The following is an 18388-nucleotide window of genomic DNA, read 5'->3' as shown; positions in this document are numbered from 1 at the left end:
GCGGCCTACTTCATGCGGTAAGTGATGCGACCCTTGCTCAGGTCGTACGGGGTCATCTCGATCTTGACCTTGTCGCCGGTGAGGATGCGGATGTAGTGCTTGCGCATGCGCCCGGAGATGTGCGCGATCACCACGTGACCGTTCTCCAGCTGCACGCGGAACATGGTGTTGGGCAAGGTCTCCTGGACCGTGCCTTCCATTTCGATGACGTCGTCTTTGGCCATATATCCCGGGCTTCACGCGCGACCGATGTGGCCGCGTAAGCCGTCGATTATGCCACGAATGGCGGCATGGTTAAAGAATCATCAAGGCCCTGGGCAGGGTCAGGCGAACAGCTCCTCCAGCTTGCGCCGGATCTCCTGTTCGATCACGCCCTTCAACGGGGTCAGCATCATGCCCAGCCGCGCCTGCACCTCGATCGCCTCGCGCTCCACGGCGATCGAGCCGGTGAGGCCCGGGCGCGAGAAACCCAGGGTATCGCCCTGCCATTCGCCGGCCAGACCGAACTTCTCCTGCATGCGCGCCGCCACCTGGTCGACGCGGGCGCGGGCCTCGGCCATCGGCAACTGATGGGGGCGGCGGATGTGGATGCTCGGCATCGGGATGCTTCCGGCAAAGCGCCCATCTTACTGCCACGCAGGCGCATGGTAGAGTCTCGCGATTCATCGATCTGGCACGCCATGCGCATCGAATTTCCCAACGCCGCTCGCGAGGATTTCCGCTGGACGCAGGCACGGCTGTGCATCGGCAGCGACGCCGCCAACGACCTGGTGCTGGCTGCCAGCCAGGCGGCCGCGCGGCACGTGCGCATCGAGCAGGATCGCCGTGGCTGGGTGCTCCAGGTGCTGCCCTCGGCCGACCGTATCTATGTCAACGCCAGGCCGGTGCGCGAGCGTGCGCTGGTGCGCCCGGGCGACGTGGTCAGCATCGGCGATTGCCGCATGTTGCTGCGTGACGACGACGACCCCGCGCTGCGCGAGCCGCGCCAGGTTCCGGCGCACGAACGGTGCATCGTGGCGCTGCGTGCGGTCGCCGGCCCGCTGTCCGGGCGGCTGCTGCCGGTGCAGGACGGGTTGGAATTCGGCCCAGCTGGTCGCTGCCTGCCGGGCCTGCCGGCGGGCGAGGCGGCGGGCCTGCGCATCGGTTGGCAGGAGGGCCGGCTGATGCTGGAGTCGACCCTGCCGTCGGCGCGGCATCCGTTGCGGGTGAACGGTGTGGTGACGCAATGCGTGGCGCTGCAGGACGGCGACCAGATCGGCGTGGCGATGCACCGCTTCGTGCTGGAGGCTCCGGGCATGGAACCCGAGCCGGAACCGGTCGAGCCTGCGCCGCGGTCTGCGGCTTTGCCCGAGGCGGCAGCCGGTCCCTCCGGCGAAGTGTGGTGGCTGATCGCGACTGCCGCCGCACTGGCGCTGGCCATCGCCCTGGTGTTGCTGGTGCGCTTCTGATCGCTGGTTGACGAAAGCATGTTGCGCCGCGGCATAATGCGGAACAACCCCTCGACGCCGCAGGAAACCCCGTGAGCAGAGTCTGGAATTTCAGTGCCGGTCCCGCCGCGCTGCCGCTGGCCGTGCTCGAGCGTGCCCGCGACGAGCTGACCGACTGGCAGGGCAGTGGCGCTTCGGTGATGGAGCAGTCCCATCGCGGCAAGCGCTTCATCACCATGGCCGCGCAAGCCGAAGCGGACCTGCGCGCACTGCTGGACATTCCCGCAGACCACGCCGTGCTGTTCCTGCAGGGCGGCGCGACCCAGCAGTTCGCCCAGATCCCGATGAACCTGGCGGGCGAGGGCGATAGCGCCGACTACATCGACAGCGGCCACTGGAGCGCCAAGGCGATCAGCGAGGCGACGCCTTACGTGAAGGTCAACGTGGCCGCCAGCGCGAAGGCCGCCGGCTATCGGCAGCTGCCGCCGCGCGAAAGCTGGCAGCTCGATCCGCGCGCCGCCTACGTGCATTACACGCCGAACGAAACCATCCATGGCGTCGAGTTCCCCGACGTGCCCGAGGTGGGCGAGGTGCCGCTGGTCGCCGACATGTCCTCCAACATCCTGTCCGCGCCGCTGGACGTGCGCCGGTTCGGCCTGGTCTATGCCGGCGCGCAAAAGAACATCGGCCCGTCCGGGCTGGTGCTGCTGATCATCCGCCGTGACCTGCTGCAACGCGCGGGCCGGCCGATGGCGCGAATCTTCCGCTATGCCGACCATGCCGCGGCCGATTCGATGTTGAACACGCCCAATACCTGGGGCTGGTACCTCGCCGGGCTCACCTTCCAGTGGCTGCTGGCGAAGGGCGGACTGGCCGCGATGGGTGCAGCCAACCGCGCCAAGGCCGACTTGCTGTACGCGAGCATCGACGGCTCCGGTGGCTACTACCGCAACCCGGTGGATCCGGCCGCGCGCTCGCGCATGAACGTACCCTTCACCCTCCACGACAGCGCGCTGGATGCGCCGTTCCTGCAGGAATCCGAGGCCGCCGGGCTGCTTGCCTTGAAGGGGCACAAGGCGGTGGGCGGGATGCGTGCATCGCTGTACAACGCCGTGCCGCTGGAGGCGGTCGAGGCGCTGGTTGCGTTCATGCGCGACTTTGCCACGCGCCATGGTTGAACATCGTTCGCGGAGCATGGGATGCTCGCATGCAAATGGACTTCTTTCCATCCAGACGGCCAAGGCATGAACGACCCCAAGACCCCGCTGAGCGAGATGCGCGAGCGCATCGACAGCATCGACCGGCAGATCCAGCAGCTCATCTCCGAGCGCGCCAATCACGCTCGCACCGTGGCGAAGGTGAAGGGTGAGGGGCTCTCGGCGATCGACTATTACCGCCCCGAGCGCGAGGCACACGTGCTGCGCATGGTGGTGGACCGCAACCAGGGGCCGCTGTCCGACGCCGAGATGGTGCGCCTGTTTCGCGAGATCATGTCCTCCTGCCTGGCACAGGAAGACCCGCTGAAGATCGGCTTTCTCGGTCCGGAGGGCACCTTCAGCGAACAGGCCGTGCGCAAGCACTTCGGCCACGCCGCCTACGGCCTGCCGCTGGGCAGCATCGAGGAAGTGTTCCAGGAGGTCGCCGCCGGGCATGCCGACTTCGGCGTGGTGCCGGTGGAGAACTCGGGGCAGGGCATGATCCAGGTGACGCTGGACATGTTCCTCACCTCCGACGCCACCATCTGCGGCGAGATCGAGCTGCGCGTGCACCAGTGCCTGCATTCGCGCAGCGGCAGACTGGAAGACGTGCGCCGCATCTACGCTCATGCGCAGTCGCTGCAGCAGTGCAAGACCTGGTTGCGCATCAACCTGCCTGAGGTCGAGTGCATCGCGGTGTCGAGCAATGCCGAGGCGGCGCGACTGGCGCTGCATGCCGACGATGTCGCGGCGATCGCCGGCGAAAGCGCGGGCAAGGTCTACCGGCTGAAGACGGTGGCGCAGGGCATCGAGGACCGCGCCGACAACACCACGCGTTTCCTGGTGATCGGCCGCACGCTGTTCCCGCCCTCGGGCAACGACCGCACGTCGCTGCTGGTCACAGTCAACGACAAGCCCGGCGCGCTGTACGACGTGCTCAGTCCGTTCGCGAAGCACGGCATCAGCCTGAACCGGATCGAGTCGCGCCCCGCGCACACCGGCAAGTGGCAATACGCGTTCTTCATCGACGTCTCCGGCCACATCGACGACGATGCGCTGCAGGCCGCCGTGCACGACATCGGCGAGTCGGCCGCGTCGATCCGCGTGCTCGGCTCCTACCCGGTGGCCTTGCCTTGAGCGCACGGCTGGACTGGCTCAGCGGCGCAGGCGGTCCCTTGCACGGCAGCGTCGCCGTGCCGGGCGACAAGTCGATCTCGCATCGGGCGCTGATGCTGGCGGCCATCGCCGAAGGGTGTTCGCGCATCCGCGGTTTCCTCGAGGGCGAGGACACGCGCGCCACGGCCGCAGTGCTGGCCCAGCTCGGCGTACGCATCGAGGCGCCGACGGAGGGCGAGCGCATCGTCCACGGCGAGGGCCTGCACGGCCTGCGCGGGGCCACGCAACCGCTGGACTGCGGCAATGCCGGTACCGGCATGCGCCTGCTGGCCGGCCTGCTGGCCGGGCAGTCGTTCGACAGCGTGCTGGTGGGCGACGCCTCGTTGTCGAAGCGGCCGATGCGCCGGGTGACCGATCCGTTGGCGCAGATGGGTGCACGCATCGACAGCCATGACGGCCTGCCACCGCTGCGGCTTCACGGCGGCAGCGCCTTGCGCGGCATCCGCTATGAGTTGCCGGTGGCCAGCGCGCAGGTGAAGTCCGCCTTGCTGCTGGCCGGCCTGTATGCGCAGGGCACCACCGAGATCCTCGAACCGCACCCGACCCGCGACTACACCGAACGCATGCTGGCTGCGTTCGGCTGGCCGATCGAGTTTGCGCCGGGTCGTGCCCGGCTCGACGGCGGCCACGCCCTGCGCGCGGTCGACGTCGAGGTGCCGGCGGACTTCTCGTCGGCAGCGTTCTTCCTGGTCGCCGCCAGCATCGTGCCGGGTTCGCAACTGCGCATGCCGGGGGTGGGCCTCAATCCGCGTCGTACCGGCCTGCTGCAGGCGCTGCGCCTGATGGGCGCGGATATCGTGGTAGAACGCGAACGCGAGGCCGGCGGTGAACCGGTGGGCGACCTGGTGGTCCGCCACGCGCCGTTGCACGGCATCGAGTTGCCCGTCGCACTGGTGCCGGACATGATCGACGAGTTCCCGGTCCTGTTCATCGCAGCTGCCGTCGCGTCGGGCCGCACGGTGGTCCGCGGCGCGGCGGAGTTGCGGGTGAAGGAATCCGATCGCATCGCCACCATGGCGGCGGGGCTGCGCGCGCTGGGCGTGAGGATCGAAGAGACCCCGGACGGCGCGATCGTCGAGGGCGGGCCGATCGGCGCCGGCACGGTGGAAAGCCTCACCGACCATCGCATCGCAATGAGCTTCGCGGTGGCGGGCCTGCGCGCCATCGGACCGGTGCGGATCAACGACTGCCGCCACGTGGCCACCTCGTTCCCCGGCTTCCGCGAGCTGGCCAACGGCTGCGGGTTCGCCCTGCGCGACGCGAGCTGAACCCGTCGCGGCAGTCGTTGTATCGTGGACGCCTGCTTTCACGTGCAGCCAAGGATCGACCGATGTCGCTTGCCTCACCCTCGTTCATCGTGGCGATCCCCGCCCGATACGGCTCGACCCGGCTGCCTGCCAAGCCGCTACGCGAGATCGGCGGGGTGCCGATGGTCGTGCGCGTGGCGCAGCGCGCACTACAGGCCGGCGCCAGCCGCGTGGTGGTGGCGGTGGACGACGAGCGGATCGCCGAGGCGCTGGCCGGCCAGCACGAGGTGCAGATCTGCATGACCCGCCGAGACCACGCCTCCGGCAGCGACCGGCTGGCCGAGTGCGCCGAGCAGCTCGGCTGGGCCGACGACAGCATCGTGGTCAACCTGCAGGGCGACGAACCGTTCGCGCCGGCCGCCGGCATCCGCGCGGTCGCCCAGGCGCTGGCGGGCGATGACGCGCCGATGGCCACACTGGCCACGCCGATCATCGACGCCGAGGAGCTGTTCGATCCGAACGTGGTGAAACTGGTACGCACCGGCAACGGGCGCGCACTGTATTTCAGTCGCGCGCCGATGCCGTGGGCGCGTGATGCGTTCGCGACGGATCGGCATGCGCTGCCGTCGGGTACGCCGTTCCTGCGCCACATCGGTATCTATGCCTATCGGGCCGGGTTCCTGCGCCGCTACACGCAGCTGCCGCGCACCCCGCTGGAACAGACCGAATCGCTGGAGCAGTTGCGCGTGCTCGAGCACGGCTACGCGATCGCGGTGCGACTGACCCCCGAGCCGTTTCCCCCGGGCATCGATACCGAGGCGGATCTGGAACGCGCCGAACTGTGGTTGCACTCGCACTCGTGAGGCTCCATATCGGGAGCGTCGCCACCCGCTGCCGCTAGAATCCTCCCATGCAGTCCCCGCACCCGCCCCCCTTCGACGGCAAGGCTTTCCTCCGCACGCTCACCACGTCGCCGGGCGTCTACCGCCACTTCGACGCGGCGGGCGAGTTGCTCTACGTGGGCAAGGCCAGCAATCTGAAGAAGCGCGTCGGCAGCTATTTCCTGAAGCCGCCGACGGAGGCGCGGATCGCCGCGATGGTGGCGCAGATCGCCCGCGTCGAGATCACGGTGACGCGTACCGAGGGTGAAGCGCTGCTGCTGGAATCGCAGCTGATCAAGTCGCTCAAGCCGCGCTACAACATCCTGCTGCGCGACGACAAGAGCTATCCCTACATCTACCTCTCCAGCGGCGAGGACTATCCGCGGCTGGCCTTCCACCGCGGCGCGAAAAACCTGCCGGGTCGCTACTTCGGGCCGTATCCCAGCGCCCATGCGGTGCGTGAAAGCCTCAATCTGATGCAGAAGCTGTTCAAGGTGCGCCAGTGCGAGGACAGCTATTTCCGCAATCGTACGCGCCCGTGCCTGCTGTACCAGATCGGTCGCTGCAGCGCCCCGTGCGTGGGGCTGATCAGCGTCGAGGACTATCGCCAGGACGTGCGCCATGCCGAGATGTTCCTGGAAGGGCGCAGCAACGCGGTGATCGACGAACTGGCCGCGGCGATGGAGCAGGCCAGCCAGTCGTTGCAGTTCGAGCGCGCCGCGAAACTGCGTGACCAGGTCGCTGCGCTGCGCCAGTTGCAGGCGCAGCACCACGTGCGTGGTGCCAGCGCCGACATGGACGTGCTCGCCTGCCGCATCGAGGCCGGCATGGCCTGCGTCAGTGTGCTGTTTTTCCGCGACGGCATCAGCCTGGGAACCCGGGATTTCTTCCCGCGGCTGCCACTGGATGCCACGCCGGTCGACGTGCTGGCGCAGTTCATCGCGCAGTACTACCTGGATCGGCCGGTGCCGCGCGAGCTGATCCTGGGTGTGGCGTTGCCCGACCAGGTCATTCTCGCCGAGGTGCTGGGCCAGCATGCCGGCCACGCGGTGGAGCTCAAGTCCAGCGTGCGCGGGGACCGTGCGCAATTCCTGCAGATGGCCGAGCGCAACGCCCAGGCCTCGCTTACCGCGCGGCTGGCCAGCCGGCAGACGCTGGGCACGCGTTTCGACGATTTGCAGAAAGTGCTGGGGCTGGAGGACATGCCGCGCCGGATCGAATGCTTCGACATCAGCCACACGATGGGCGAGCTCACCGTGGCCTCGTGCGTGGTGTTCGGCCCGGAAGGTCCCGAGAAATCGCACTACCGCCGCTTCAACATCGCCGGCATCACGCCCGGTGACGACTACGCGGCCATGCACCAGGCGCTGACCCGGCGTTTTCGCAAGGTGGCTGAAGGCGAGGGCGTGCGTCCCGATGTGCTGTTGATCGACGGCGGCGGCGGGCAGGTGGCGCAGGCGCTGGAGGTGTTGCGCGACCTGGGGGTCGATGGCATCGAGGTGGTCGGCGTGGCCAAGGGGCCGGGCCGGCGTGCCGGCGAGGAAACCCTGGTGCTCGCGCGGCACGAGGCGGGCAGCGTGGATCGCGAACTGCATCCAGGCTCGTCGTCGCCGGCATTGCACCTGGTCGCGGCGGTGCGCGACGAGGCGCATCGCTTTGCCATCAGCGGCCATCGCAAGCGGCGCGAGAAGGCGCGCGAGCGCAGCGTGCTGGAGGACATCCCGGGCATCGGCGCGCGGCGGAGGTCGTTGCTGCTGAAGGCCTTTGGCGGCATGCAGGGTGTGGAGGCCGCGGGGGTGGAGGAGTTGATGCAAGTGAAGGGCATCGACCGAAACCTGGCCGAGAAGATCTACGCCAGCCTGCATGGCTGAATGCCGGCAGGCACCATCACGTGGCAGCGGCATGGCGACGTGCGAAACTGCAACAAACCTTCAGGACGAATCATGCGCATCAACCTGCCGACCTGGCTGACCCTTTTCCGCGTGGCATTGCTGCCGGTGATGATCGTGGTGTTTTACCTGCCGTTCCGCGGCCACAACATCACGGCCGCCATCGTGTTCATCCTGGCCGCCGTCACCGACTGGCTGGATGGCTATCTTGCCCGGCGGATGAAACTCACCTCGGCGTTCGGTGCGTTCCTCGACCCCGTGGCGGACAAGCTGATGGTGGCGGTGACGCTGTTCCTGCTGGTGCAGTCGCACCCGAGCAGTGGCTGGTCCGGCATCCTGATGGCGGTGACGGCCGCGGTCATCGTCGGGCGCGAGATCAGTGTCTCGGCGCTGCGCGAGTGGATGGCCAAGATCGGCATGAGCGCCACCGTGAAAGTCGCGATGATCGGCAAGCTCAAGACCGTGATGCAGATGGTGGCGCTGGTGGTCCTGATCGTGCAGCACGAGAAGGAAGCCACGGCGCTGCGGCTGTACCACATCGGCGAGGCCTTGCTGGTGATCGCCGGCATCCTGACCATCTGGTCCGGGCTGTACTACCTGCGCGCGGCCTGGCCGATGCTGCGCGACGATGCGTCGAACAAGCCGACTTGACGACGCCGATCCACGTATTAGAATGCGCGGCTCCGATGCGGGAATAGCTCAGTTGGTAGAGCACGACCTTGCCAAGGTCGGGGTCGCGAGTTCGAGTCTCGTTTCCCGCTCCAGGATTTGCACGGAACCCCGGATCACCGGGGTTTTGTTTTCCGGGGAATATGCGATGATCGTCTTGTCACGATGATTGCGTGCATCAAGCAACGGCCTGGTGGCAGAGTGGTCATGCAGCGGACTGCAAATCCGCGTACGCCGGTTCGATTCCGACCTAGGCCTCCATTGCATCGCGGCTGCCACGGCAGCCCGACAAAAAGCCCGCCAATGGCGGGCTTTTTGCTGTCTGGCGATGGGTGGTGCCCGGGGCGGGGGTCGAACCCGCATCGCCTTGCGGCGGAGGGATTTTAAGTCCCTTGCGTATACCAGTTTCGCCACCCGGGCCGGAGTGCGCACGCCGCGAAGGGTGCCGCCCGCAGCGGCGCGAATGCTAGCACGCGGGTCAGAACAGGCTTTTGACGATGTGGAAACCGGCGCTGTATTCGCCGATCAGGGTACCCACGCTGACCAGGGTGAAGTTGAGCAGGGTGCGCGCCACGCGGTTCTTCCACCAGCCGGTCCAGTGCACGATGTCTTCGCGCAAGCTGTCGAAGTCGGCCACGCGTGGACGACGCACCCAGGCTTCGGCCATCGCGCTGATGCCGCCGGCGGGAATGCCGGGGCGGAATGGCTTGATCGGAGCGGCGACGAAAGCGGCGGCGACGCTCAACGGATGGCTGCCGGCGGCCACCGCGCCCAGGGCGGCAAAGCCGCCGGTGAACAGTATCCAGGCCATCAGCGCCTGCGTACCCAGGGCGGCGTTGCGATGGAATGCCCAGGCGATCGCGGCGAACACCAGCAGCACCAGGCCGGCGGCGACCCATTTCGGCCAGCTTGCCTTGGGCGGGGTCTGCGCGAGTTCGGTGACGATGCGCGCCGGATCGTCGTGCTGTTCGCGCAGCAGCGAGCACAGGCCCTTGAGATGACCGGCGCCGATCACCACCAGCACGCGCCGCGGCTCGTCTGACGGAGTGCGCGCGGCTTCCTCGCGCAGGCGCGCCGCCATGTAGGCATCGCGCTCGCCGATCAGGCTTTCGTACAGCGGTTTCGAGCCGCTGGCAAACTCGCTGAAAGCGCTTTCCAGCAGGTCGCTCTGCTTGAGCTTTTCCACTTCGTCCCTGGCGATGTCGTTGCGTTCGAAGATGCTGGCGGCGAGCCCGCCGAGCAAGCCGAAACGCTGCCAGAAGCCCACGCTGCGCCAGGCGCGTTTCAGCGTGGTGCCGACTTCGCGGTCGATCAGCCACAGCGGTACGTCGTGCGCGGCGGCACCATCCATCGCAGCCTTCATCTCGGCGCCGGGCTGGATGCCGGACTGGTCGGCCAGGCGCTTCTGGAAGGTGGACAGCACCAGGCTGGCAACGACCATGCCGGCCTTGCCCTGGCGGATCACCTGGAACAGATCCATCTGCTTGAACGCTTCCGGGTCGCGCATGCCCTGCGCGCGGCTTTCGCACAATTCCACCGCCACCGCGTCGAAATGCTCGCTGGCCAGCAGTGCCTCGACCGCCTCCATGCTGCTGCGCGAGACGTGGGCGGTACCCAGCACCACGTACTCGACGCCGTCGCGCTGCACGCGCTCCAGCGGCTGTCCTTCGAGGGCCGCCGGCGGGGCGATTGCGGTTTCGGGAACACTCATGCGGACGGCGCGCCAGTCAACGGGGAGACAAGCCATGGATGGGGGTGAGGCCCCTGCGGCACAAGCCCAAATCTGAGAGTGCGGCCATGGATGGCCGCCTTTTGATCTTCGCGATCAAGGATGATCGCCAAGGGTCAGTCACGGAAGCGCTTCAGCAGATCGGCGTAGGCGTCGATGCGGCGATCGCGCAGGAACGGCCAGATCCGGCGCACATTCTCGCTGCGACCCAGGTCGATGTCGGCCAGCAGCAGCTCGCGGGCATCGGTACCCGCCTGGGCCAGGAATTCGCCTTGCGGGCCGGCGACGAAGCTGGAACCCCAGAACTGGATACCCGAGGCCGCGTCAGCCGGATCGCTCTCGAAGCCGGTGCGGTTGCAGGCGAGCAGGGGCAGGCCGTTGGCCACGGCGTGGCCGCGCTGCACGGTGATCCAGGCGTCGCGCTGGCGGTCCTTCTCGGCTTGCTCGTCGGCAGGGTCCCAACCGATCGCGGTGGGGTAGAGCAGCAGCTCGGCGCCGGCCAGCGCCATCAGGCGCGCCGCTTCCGGATACCACTGGTCCCAGCACACCAGCACGCCGAGGCGGCCAACCGAGGTGTCGATCGGTTCGAAACCCAGGTCGCCCGGCGTGAAGTAGAACTTCTCGTAGAAACCGGGATCGTCGGGGATGTGCATCTTGCGATAGATGCCGGCGATCGCGGCCGAGCGGTCGAACACCACGGCGGTGTTGTGATACAGCCCGGCGGCGCGGCGCTCGAACAGCGAGGCGACCACCACCAGCTTCAGTTCCGCGGCCAGCTTGCCGATGCGCTCGGTGCCGGGGCCGGGGATGCTTTCAGCCTGGTCGAACACCTCGACCGATTCGCGCTGGCAGAAGTACGGGCCGTTGTGCAGCTCCTGCAGCAGCACCAGTTCCGCACCAATGGCTGCGGCTTCGCGCAATCCCGCTTCGATCGCATCCAGGTTGGCGTCGCGGCTGCCGCGGTCGGTCTCCTGCAGCAGCGCGACCTTGAGGGTCTTGCGGGTCATCATGGTTCCTGCCGCCTGTGGCGTGACGTCCTAGTGTAGCGAACCGCGCAGGGGCGATTGTGCATGGGGCGGCAAGTGCCGGCACCGCATTTCATTCTCCGCTCAGATCATCCCGGCCGGCAGTTGCATGGTGATGCAGTGCAGGCTGCCGTTCTGCCAGATCAGCGGGCGGCAGGGCACTTGCACCACCTCGCGGCCCGGATGCGCGGTGCCGATGATGCGCGCGGCTTCGTCGTCGGCACGGTCGCCGTAGGCGGGCACCAGCACGGCGCCGTTGACGATCAGGTAGTTCGCGTAGGACGCGGCAAGCCGGCGGCCCTCGTCGAGGATGGGCTTGGCCCATGGCAGCGGGTACAACCGGTACGGGCGGCCGTCCGTGGTGCGCAGCGCGGCCAGTTCGGCGGCCATGCGTTGCAGTTCGTCGTGATGCGGGTCGACGGGATCGTCGCAGGCCTGGAACACGATGCGGTCGCCGGGCGCGAAACGGGCCAGCGTGTCGATGTGCGCGTCGGTGTCGTCGCCCTCCAGGTAGCCGTAGTCCAGCCACAGCACGCGGTCGGCGTGCAGGCTGTCGCGCAGGATCGTGCTCATTTCTTCGCGCGACTGCTCGGGATGGCGCTGCACCAGGCAGCGCCATGTGGTGAGGATGCTGCCCGCGCCGTCGCTCTCGATGCCGCCGCCTTCCAGTGCCCAGTCGATGCGCTGGTGAGCGGCCTGGCCGAACACGCCGGCATCGACCAGGCCGGCGACGAGGGCGTCGTCCTGCTCGGCGCCGAACTTGCCGCCCCAGCCGGTGAAGCGGAAATCGGTGAGCTGGAAGCCGGCGTCGCCGCGCTTGAGCGTGATCGGGCCGGAATCGCGCAGCCAGGTGTCGTCGTAGGGCAGTTCGACAAAGCGGACCCTCGCGGGATCCACGCCGGCGCCGCGCAGCTGCGACTGCACGTGCTCGCGCAGTGCGATGTCCGCGACCACCACGATCAGCGACTGGAACCGCGTGATCGCGGCGGCCAGCGCCACGTAGGTGGTTTCCACCGTGGCCAGCCGCTCGGCCCAGTCGGTGCCGGCGTGCGGCCAGGCGATCAGCACTGCGGCCTGCGGTTCCCATTCCGCCGGCAGGCGCAGGGTGGAGTCGGTCATGGCGGGGTTCTCGTGCAGACGGGCCGCTTATTGTAAGGCGCAGGCAAACGCAAACGCGGCCCGTGTCGCCACGGGCCGCGTTTGCGGGAAATGGATCAGTGGACCGCGGACGGGTCGGTGTTGTTGCCCGCGGGCGTGTTGAGCACCGAGTGGATCACGTGGCTGTGCTCGAAGTACACGATGAAGTTCGAGTATTCCCAGCGGTTGATCTGCGGGTGCTTCGCCGTGTCGCCGCCACGCGGGGACAGCTTGCGCTGAGGCGCGCCCCAGGTCTTCTCGACCTGGGCCATGCTCAGCCCGCGCTTGGGCAGGTTCATGCCTTTTTCCTGCTGCACGCGGTGGATCAGCAGGCTGTCGCCATGCTCGCGCGACTGCGCTGCGCTGGCCATCGACGGCACGGCCAGGCCGGCGGCTGCGGCCAGCAGGATGGCGATCGGCAAACGGCTCGTGAACTTGACCATGGCTCCCCTCTCCATACAAGGCTGTATGCGGCGTCGTTGTAGCAGACCGCGCCATGTTACGCCATGCCGCGTCGCGACGATTGCGATGGATTGGGCATTCGCTGCGGCCGGCCTTCTGATTGCAAGGCAGCGACAGGTGTGCCATCGCCGTTATCATGGGCGGCTGCAGTGCCCGTTTGCGCGGGCAGGACCCGCTCATTCCATGATTTCCTTCCGACATTTCGCCTTGCGCCGCGGCAGTCGCTTGCTGCTTTCCGACATCGACCTGGTGATCCAGGGCGGCTGGCGCCTCGGCGTGATCGGCCGCAACGGCTGCGGCAAATCCAGCCTGTTCGCCGCGCTGCAGGGCAAGCTGGAGAGCGATGCCGGCGAACTGGAGATGTCGGGCAAGCTGCGGCTGGCCTCGGTGGCGCAGGAAACCCCGGCGCTGCCGGATGCGGCGATCGACTACGTGCTGGGCGGCGACGAGGAGCTGGCTGCCGCGATCCGCGACGAGGCGGAGGCCGGCGAGCGCGGCGACATGGAGGCGATGGCCAAGGCGCATCACCGCATCGAGGAACTGAACGGCTACGACGGCCGCGCCCGCGCCGGCCGCCTGCTGCACGGCCTGGGCTTCCCGCCGGAAACGCACGAGCGCGCGGTGCAGGAATTTTCCGGCGGCTGGCGCGGACGGCTGAACCTGGCGCGCGCGCTGATGTGCCCGTCCGACCTGCTGCTGCTGGACGAGCCGACCAACCACCTCGACCTCGATGCCGTGCTGTGGCTGGAGGAATGGCTGCGCCGCTACCAGGGCACCTTGCTGATCATCTCGCACGACCGCGAATTCCTCGACGGGGTGATCACCCACACGCTGCATCTCAACGACGGCAAGGCCAAGCTGTACACCGGCAACTACAGCGCGTTCGAGCGCCTGCGCGCCGAGCAGCTGCGCCAGCAGCAGATCACGCACGAGCGCGAGCAGGCCGAACGGGCGCACCTGCAGTCTTTCATCGACCGCTTCAAGGCCAAGGCAACCAAGGCCAAGCAGGCGCAGTCGCGGATGAAGCGGCTGGAGAAGCTGGCCGGCACCGAGGCGGTGCGCGCCGAGCGGCCCTTCAGTTTCCAGTTCCCCGCGCCGGGGCGGCTGCCCGATTCGATGCTGCAGCTGGAGGACATCGTCGCCGGCTACGCATTGCTCCCTCTCCCCTCCGGGGAGAGGGCCGGGGTGAGGGGACACGGCCGAGGTGAAGATAGGGCGGAGCGCGCTTCGATGGACTTCAGTGCGAGCCCCGGCCCCTCACCTCAATCCTCTCCCCGGAGGGGAGAGGAGGCAATCGTCGTCCTTGCGGACGTGCGTTTTTCCATCGAAGCGGGCGAACGCATCGGCCTGCTCGGCCCGAACGGCGCCGGCAAGTCCACCCTGGTGAAAACCCTGGTCGGCGAACTCGAACCGTTCGGCGGCGAGCGCAAGGCGCACAAGGACCTGAAGATCGGCTACTTCGCCCAGCACACGGTGGAAAGCCTGCGCCAGGGGGCGAGCCCACTGGATCACCTGCTGGACAAGGCGCCCGGCGTGGCCACCCAGGTGATGCGCGACTTTCTCGGCACCTGGAATTTCGCCGGCGACCGCGCGTTCGAGTCGGTGGACGGCTTCTCCGGCGGCGAACGCGCGCGCCTGGCGCTGGCGCTGATCGCGTGGGACAAGCCGAACCTGCTGCTGCTGGACGAACCGACCAACCACCTCGACCTGGACATGCGTGAGGCGCTGGCCGACGCGCTGGCCGATTTCGACGGCGCGCTGGTGCTGGTCTCGCACGACCGCCACCTGCTCGGCATGGTCTGCGACAGCTTCTGGCGCGTGGCCGACGGCGAGGTGGCGCCGTTCGACGGCGACCTGGACGACTACGCGCGCTGGCTGAAGACGCGCACCGCCGCGAACAAGAAGGCGGCCAAGCCGGTGGTGGCCAAGGTGGTGGAGGTTTCGCCGGAGGAGCGCAGGCGTCAGGCTGCCGCCCAGCGTGACGAGGAAAAAGCCGCGCGCCAGCGGGTGAAGAAGATCGAGACGCGCACCGCCAGCATCGACGCCGAGCTGGCCGCGCTGGAGGCGCAGCTGGCCGATCCGGCCACCTACAACGGCCCGACCAGCGAAATGATGCGCATCGGCCAGCGTCAGGCGCAGCTGCGCGGCGAGAAGGAAACGCTGGAAAACGAGTGGCTGGCGCTGGTCGAGCAACTGGAGGCCTGAAGAGATGTCCAAACCCGAGCGATCGCTGCAACTGTGGCTGCCCTCGCTGGCGCACCTCGAGCCGGCGCATCCGCTGCGCGCGTGGCTCCCCCGCGCCGACCGCCTGGCGGACGGCGGCGTCGGTTATCTCGATGGCCTCGGCGCGCATTTCACCGGCGTCGACGCGCACGTGCCTGCGGCAGCGATCACCCGCCAGTTCCTCGCCGGCGACGCGGGCGACACGCTGTGGCTGTCGGCCGACCCGGCCTGGGTGCAGCCGGACATGAGCGGCGTGCGCTTGCTGGCCTGCGGCCGCATGGGCCTGGGCATGGACGAGGCGCAAGCGCTGGCCGAACCGCTGCGGCCGGTGTTCGACGAGGCGGGCATGCAGCTGGAGATATCCACCCCGGACCACTGGCACCTGCGCCTGCCGGCCGATACGCCGCTGCCCGGCCTGGCTCCGCCATCGCAAGCGCTGGGCGAGGACCTGGCACAACACCTGCCGCAAGGCGCGCACGGGCGCCGTTGGCGCGTACTGCAGAACGACATCCAGGTGCTGCTGCACCAGCATGCGCTCAACGCGCAACGGCGTACGCGCGGGCAGTCGCTGGTCAACAGCTTGTGGTTGTGGGGCGGCGGACGCCTGCCGGCACCACCGACCACAACCCTGGTCGGCGTGGTCAGCGATGACCTGCTGCTGCGCGCGCTGGCCGCGCGTGCCGGCATCGCGCAGCCGTTGCGCACGGCCGACGCGGTTACCGCTGCGGGTGCGGGCTGGCTGATCGACCTGCAGGACCTGCCGGCGCACGAACTGGCCTCGCGCTGGTGGCCGCTGCTGCAGCCGCTGCTCGAACGCCAGTCCGTCGTGCTGCATTTCGCCAGCGGCGAACGCTGGCTGCACAAGCCCGGGCATCGCTGGCGTTTCTGGCGCGGGGCAGGGCGTTGAGCGTGCTGCAGCTGCGTCGGCGCGAAAGCAGGGGCACGCCGCATGGCTGGCCGGATGCGGTGCACCCGGTGCTGCAGCAGGTCTATGCCGCGCGCGGCGTGCTGGAACCCGGCCAGGTCGAGCACCGGCTGGCGCGGATGCTGTCGCCGCAATTGCTCGGCGGCATGGCGCAGGCAGTCGAACTGCTGGCCGAGGCGATCCGCGACGACTGGGCCATCCTGGTCGCTGGCGACTACGACTGCGACGGCGCCACCGGCACCGCGGTGGCCGTGCGCGGCCTGCGCCTGCTCGGCGCGCGGCGAGTGGATTACGCGATCCCCAATCGCTTTGCGCATGGCTACGGTCTGAGCGCGGCCTTCGTCGCTTCGCTGCAACCGACGCCGCAACTGATCGTCACCGTCGACAACGGCGTGGCCAGCGTCGCCGGCGTGGCGGCGGCACAGGCGCGCGGCATCAAGGTCATCGTCACCGACCACCACCTGCCCGGCGAGCAGTTGCCCGCGTGCGACGCGATGGTCAATCCGAACCTGCCCGGTGATGGCTTTCCGAGCAAGGCGCTGGCCGGTGTCGGCGTGGTGTTCTACCTGCTGCTGGCGCTGCGCGCGAGGATGCGCGAACGCGGCGCCTTCGCCGGTGCGGAACCCGACCTTTCCGGTTTGCTCGACCTGGTGGCGCTGGGCACGGTGGCCGATCTGGTGCCGCTGGATTTCAACAACCGCGTGCTGGTCGAGGCCGGCCTGCAGCGCATGCGCAGCGGCCGCGCCTGCGCCGGCATCGCCGCGCTGGTCGAGGCCGGCAAGCGCAGCTTGGCCTCGCTGTGTTCCACCGATCTGGCGTTTGCCGTGGGGCCGCGGCTGAACGCGGCCGGGCGGCTGGAAGACATGCGCCTGGGCGTGGAATGCCTGCTCACCGACGACGCGGCGCAGGCGCGCCGCCGCGCCGAACAGCTCGACGCGATCAACCGCGAGCGGCGCGAGCTGCAGGCCTCGATGGTGGCCGAAGCCGAGGTGATGGTGGCCGGCCTGGGTCATGTCGACGCGGTCGGCGTGGCGCTGTTCGAGCCGTCGTGGCATGCCGGCGTGGTCGGGCTGGTCGCCTCCAAACTGAAGGAGCGGCTGCACCGCCCGGTGATCGCCTTCGCCCCAGCCAGCGAGGACGACACCGAAAACCTCCGTGGTTCCTGCCGTTCCATTCCCGGCTTCCACATCCGGGATGCGCTGGCCGCGATCGACGCGCGCCAGCCCGGCCTGATCGAACGCTTCGGCGGCCATGCGATGGCTGCCGGGCTGAGCCTGAAAGCCACCGACTACTCGCGTTTCGCCGCCGCCTTCGACGCGATCGCGCGCGAACTGATCGAACCCGAGCGCCTGCAGGCGGTGCTGTACACCGACGGCGAGCTGCCGCCCGGCACCGCCACGCTGGCGCTGGCCCGGCAGCTGCGCGCCGCCGGCCCGTGGGGGCAAGCCTTCCCCGAGCCGCTGTTTGACAACCTGTTCGACTGCGCCGGCTGGAAGCTGATGGGCGAGACCCACCTGCGCCTGCAACTGCGCGACCCGCGCGACGGCGCCGTGCACGACGCGGTGATGTTCAACGCCTACCGTGGCCAGCCCCCGCCGCCGCGGCTGCGTACGGCCTACGAGCTGACCATCAACGACTGGCAGGGCCGCGAAACGCCGCGCCTGCTGCTGCGGCATATCGAGCCCGCCTGATCGGAAGCGCAGGAATCTCGAAGGCCAGCTCCCGCGCCACCGGCTTGCGCGCTTTTCACGTGCCTGGATCCACAATGGCGTCCCCATCCGAGGAGCACGCCCGTGATCGCACAGATCGAAGGATTGCCTGCCGGCACGCTGGGCTTTCGCGCGCACGGCCAGGTCACTGCGGAAGACTACGAGAACATCGTGGTGCCGGACGTGGAGGCGGCGTTCGCGCTCAATCGCAAGTTGCGCCTGCTGTACGTCACCGCCGACGACTTCACCGGCTTCGACCCCGGTGCCATGTGGAACGACGCAAAACTTGGCGCGCGGCATTTCAGCAGTTGGGACCGCGTGGCGCTGGTCACCGACGTGCCCTGGCTACGCGGTACCGCCACGGCCTTCAGCTTCGCCATTCCCGCCCCGTTCCGCCTGTTCCATGGCGCCGAGATCGACGATGCCAGGCGCTGGATCACCAGCCCCTGATCCTCGGCAGGGGCCCGCTCGCGGGCGATGCTCTTGAGCAGGGAACCGGGAATGGAGAGTCAAGGAATCGCAGGAGCCAAAGCATCGCCCGCGAGCGGGCTCCTGCAAGGCCGGGCCAATTGCCTACTTGCCAAGCACCGGGGAATCTGCTCAAGTTGGGGCCATGCATCTCCCTGTCGCCCGCAGCCTGACCCTCGCCGCGCTCTCCGCGCGAGGCCTCGTGCTGGTCCGCCGCAACAATAA

The 18388-nt window shown here is 68.5% G+C and carries 17 protein-coding genes and 3 tRNA genes; 13 read left to right on the top strand and 7 right to left on the bottom strand.

Going from position 1 to position 18388, the window contains the following annotated elements:
- Window positions 1–5 precede the first annotated feature (5 nt).
- Together infA and B1991_RS02580 are read right to left on the bottom strand one after the other, a co-directional pair.
- The gene (infA, locus tag B1991_RS02585; protein ID WP_007081871.1) at window positions 6–224 is read right to left on the bottom strand and encodes a translation initiation factor IF-1; all 219 of its coding nucleotides are present in this window, start codon (window positions 222–224) and stop codon (window positions 6–8) included.
- A gap of 99 nt (window positions 225–323) precedes the next feature.
- Window positions 324–599 (bottom strand): polyhydroxyalkanoic acid system family protein, encoded by a 276-nt coding sequence (locus tag B1991_RS02580; protein WP_136257148.1) that lies wholly within the window; start codon window positions 597–599, stop codon window positions 324–326.
- Between the two features lie 81 nt (window positions 600–680).
- On the opposite strand from B1991_RS02580, the gene B1991_RS02575 reads away from it, so the two are divergent.
- From B1991_RS02575 to B1991_RS02535, 9 genes are all read left to right on the top strand, one after another.
- Window positions 681–1448, top strand: a complete 768-nt coding sequence (locus B1991_RS02575) for an FHA domain-containing protein (protein ID WP_136257147.1) — start codon at window positions 681–683, stop codon at window positions 1446–1448.
- Between the two features lie 71 nt (window positions 1449–1519).
- Entirely contained in the window at window positions 1520–2605 is a 1086-nt protein-coding gene (gene serC, locus B1991_RS02570) for a 3-phosphoserine/phosphohydroxythreonine transaminase (RefSeq protein ID WP_136257146.1), read from the top strand.
- 66 nt (window positions 2606–2671) lie between these two features.
- Window positions 2672–3760: a prephenate dehydratase gene (gene pheA, locus B1991_RS02565; RefSeq protein ID WP_136257145.1), complete on the top strand. Its 1089-nt coding sequence runs from the start codon at window positions 2672–2674 to the stop codon at window positions 3758–3760.
- Window positions 3757–5067 carry a 3-phosphoshikimate 1-carboxyvinyltransferase gene (gene aroA, locus B1991_RS02560; protein WP_136257144.1) on the top strand — a complete coding sequence of 437 codons (1311 nt, stop codon included), beginning with the start codon at window positions 3757–3759 and terminating at the stop codon, window positions 5065–5067. The genes pheA and aroA overlap by 4 nt, the downstream gene beginning before the upstream one ends.
- A 62-nt stretch (window positions 5068–5129) precedes the next feature.
- On the top strand, window positions 5130–5909 hold the full coding sequence (gene kdsB, locus B1991_RS02555) for a 3-deoxy-manno-octulosonate cytidylyltransferase (protein ID WP_136257143.1): 780 nt from the start codon (window positions 5130–5132) through the stop codon (window positions 5907–5909).
- A gap of 47 nt (window positions 5910–5956) precedes the next feature.
- Complete coding sequence (uvrC, locus tag B1991_RS02550) at window positions 5957–7798, top strand: excinuclease ABC subunit UvrC (RefSeq protein WP_136257142.1); 1842 nt, start codon at window positions 5957–5959, stop codon at window positions 7796–7798.
- Between the two features lie 72 nt (window positions 7799–7870).
- Window positions 7871–8467, top strand: a complete 597-nt coding sequence (pgsA, locus tag B1991_RS02545) for a CDP-diacylglycerol--glycerol-3-phosphate 3-phosphatidyltransferase (RefSeq protein WP_136257141.1) — start codon at window positions 7871–7873, stop codon at window positions 8465–8467.
- Between the two features lie 37 nt (window positions 8468–8504).
- Window positions 8505–8580: transfer RNA gene (locus B1991_RS02540), tRNA-Gly, on the top strand.
- Window positions 8581–8672: 92 nt separating this feature from the next.
- Window positions 8673–8746, top strand: a tRNA-Cys gene (locus B1991_RS02535).
- A gap of 72 nt (window positions 8747–8818) precedes the next feature.
- On the opposite strand, the gene B1991_RS02530 is transcribed toward B1991_RS02535, so the two are convergent.
- The 5 genes from B1991_RS02530 to B1991_RS02510 form a co-directional block, all read right to left on the bottom strand.
- A tRNA-Leu gene (locus tag B1991_RS02530) sits at window positions 8819–8905 on the bottom strand.
- 58 nt (window positions 8906–8963) lie between these two features.
- On the bottom strand, window positions 8964–10196 hold the full coding sequence (locus B1991_RS02525) for a TraB/GumN family protein (protein ID WP_136257140.1): 1233 nt from the start codon (window positions 10194–10196) through the stop codon (window positions 8964–8966).
- 134 nt (window positions 10197–10330) lie between these two features.
- A complete protein-coding gene (locus B1991_RS02520) occupies window positions 10331–11221 on the bottom strand; it encodes a carbon-nitrogen hydrolase (protein WP_136257139.1) in 891 nt (296 codons plus the stop codon).
- 102 nt (window positions 11222–11323) lie between these two features.
- Window positions 11324–12358, bottom strand: coding sequence for an agmatine deiminase family protein (locus B1991_RS02515; RefSeq protein ID WP_136257138.1), 1035 nt, complete (start codon window positions 12356–12358; stop codon window positions 11324–11326).
- A gap of 95 nt (window positions 12359–12453) precedes the next feature.
- Window positions 12454–12819 carry a hypothetical protein gene (locus B1991_RS02510; protein ID WP_136257137.1) on the bottom strand — a complete coding sequence of 122 codons (366 nt, stop codon included), beginning with the start codon at window positions 12817–12819 and terminating at the stop codon, window positions 12454–12456.
- Between the two features lie 202 nt (window positions 12820–13021).
- Between B1991_RS02510 and B1991_RS02505 the strand changes: the two genes are divergently transcribed.
- The 4 genes from B1991_RS02505 (at window position 13022) to B1991_RS02490 (ending at window position 18145) form a co-directional block, all read left to right on the top strand.
- Window positions 13022–15043, top strand: a complete 2022-nt coding sequence (locus tag B1991_RS02505) for an ABC-F family ATP-binding cassette domain-containing protein (RefSeq protein ID WP_136257136.1) — start codon at window positions 13022–13024, stop codon at window positions 15041–15043.
- Between the two features lie 4 nt (window positions 15044–15047).
- Complete coding sequence (locus B1991_RS02500) at window positions 15048–15968, top strand: phosphoglycerate mutase (protein ID WP_136257135.1); 921 nt, start codon at window positions 15048–15050, stop codon at window positions 15966–15968.
- Window positions 15965–17677, top strand: a complete 1713-nt coding sequence (gene recJ, locus B1991_RS02495) for a single-stranded-DNA-specific exonuclease RecJ (RefSeq protein WP_136257134.1) — start codon at window positions 15965–15967, stop codon at window positions 17675–17677. Before B1991_RS02500 ends, recJ begins: the two co-directional genes overlap by 4 nt.
- 102 nt (window positions 17678–17779) lie before the next feature.
- On the top strand, window positions 17780–18145 hold the full coding sequence (locus B1991_RS02490) for a SpoIIAA family protein (protein ID WP_136257133.1): 366 nt from the start codon (window positions 17780–17782) through the stop codon (window positions 18143–18145).
- The last annotated feature ends 243 nt before the right edge of the window (window positions 18146–18388 follow it).

The organism is Rhodanobacter lindaniclasticus (assembly GCF_004799035.1).
GTDB classification, from domain to species: domain Bacteria; phylum Pseudomonadota; class Gammaproteobacteria; order Xanthomonadales; family Rhodanobacteraceae; genus Rhodanobacter; species Rhodanobacter lindaniclasticus.
The sequence above is the reverse complement of the archived record's forward strand: the minus strand, read 5'-3'. Positions and strand labels throughout refer to the sequence as shown.

Bases quoted from the DNA above. Each gene is read 5' to 3' on its own strand.
- infA (WP_007081871.1), bottom strand. From the start codon at position 224: ATGGCCAAAGACGACGTCATCGAAATGGAAGGCACGGTCCAGGAGACC.
- B1991_RS02580 (WP_136257148.1), bottom strand. From the start codon at position 599: ATGCCGAGCATCCACATCCGCCGCCCCCATCAGTTGCCGATGGCCGAG.
- B1991_RS02575 (WP_136257147.1), top strand. From the start codon at position 681: ATGCGCATCGAATTTCCCAACGCCGCTCGCGAGGATTTCCGCTGGACG.
- pheA (WP_136257145.1), top strand. From the start codon at position 2,672: ATGAACGACCCCAAGACCCCGCTGAGCGAGATGCGCGAGCGCATCGAC.
- kdsB (WP_136257143.1), top strand. From the start codon at position 5,130: ATGTCGCTTGCCTCACCCTCGTTCATCGTGGCGATCCCCGCCCGATAC.
- uvrC (WP_136257142.1), top strand. From the start codon at position 5,957: ATGCAGTCCCCGCACCCGCCCCCCTTCGACGGCAAGGCTTTCCTCCGC.
- pgsA (WP_136257141.1), top strand. From the start codon at position 7,871: ATGCGCATCAACCTGCCGACCTGGCTGACCCTTTTCCGCGTGGCATTG.
- B1991_RS02525 (WP_136257140.1), bottom strand. From the start codon at position 10,196: ATGAGTGTTCCCGAAACCGCAATCGCCCCGCCGGCGGCCCTCGAAGGA.
- B1991_RS02520 (WP_136257139.1), bottom strand. From the start codon at position 11,221: ATGACCCGCAAGACCCTCAAGGTCGCGCTGCTGCAGGAGACCGACCGC.
- B1991_RS02515 (WP_136257138.1), bottom strand. From the start codon at position 12,358: ATGACCGACTCCACCCTGCGCCTGCCGGCGGAATGGGAACCGCAGGCC.
- B1991_RS02510 (WP_136257137.1), bottom strand. From the start codon at position 12,819: ATGGTCAAGTTCACGAGCCGTTTGCCGATCGCCATCCTGCTGGCCGCA.
- B1991_RS02505 (WP_136257136.1), top strand. From the start codon at position 13,022: ATGATTTCCTTCCGACATTTCGCCTTGCGCCGCGGCAGTCGCTTGCTG.
- B1991_RS02500 (WP_136257135.1), top strand. From the start codon at position 15,048: ATGTCCAAACCCGAGCGATCGCTGCAACTGTGGCTGCCCTCGCTGGCG.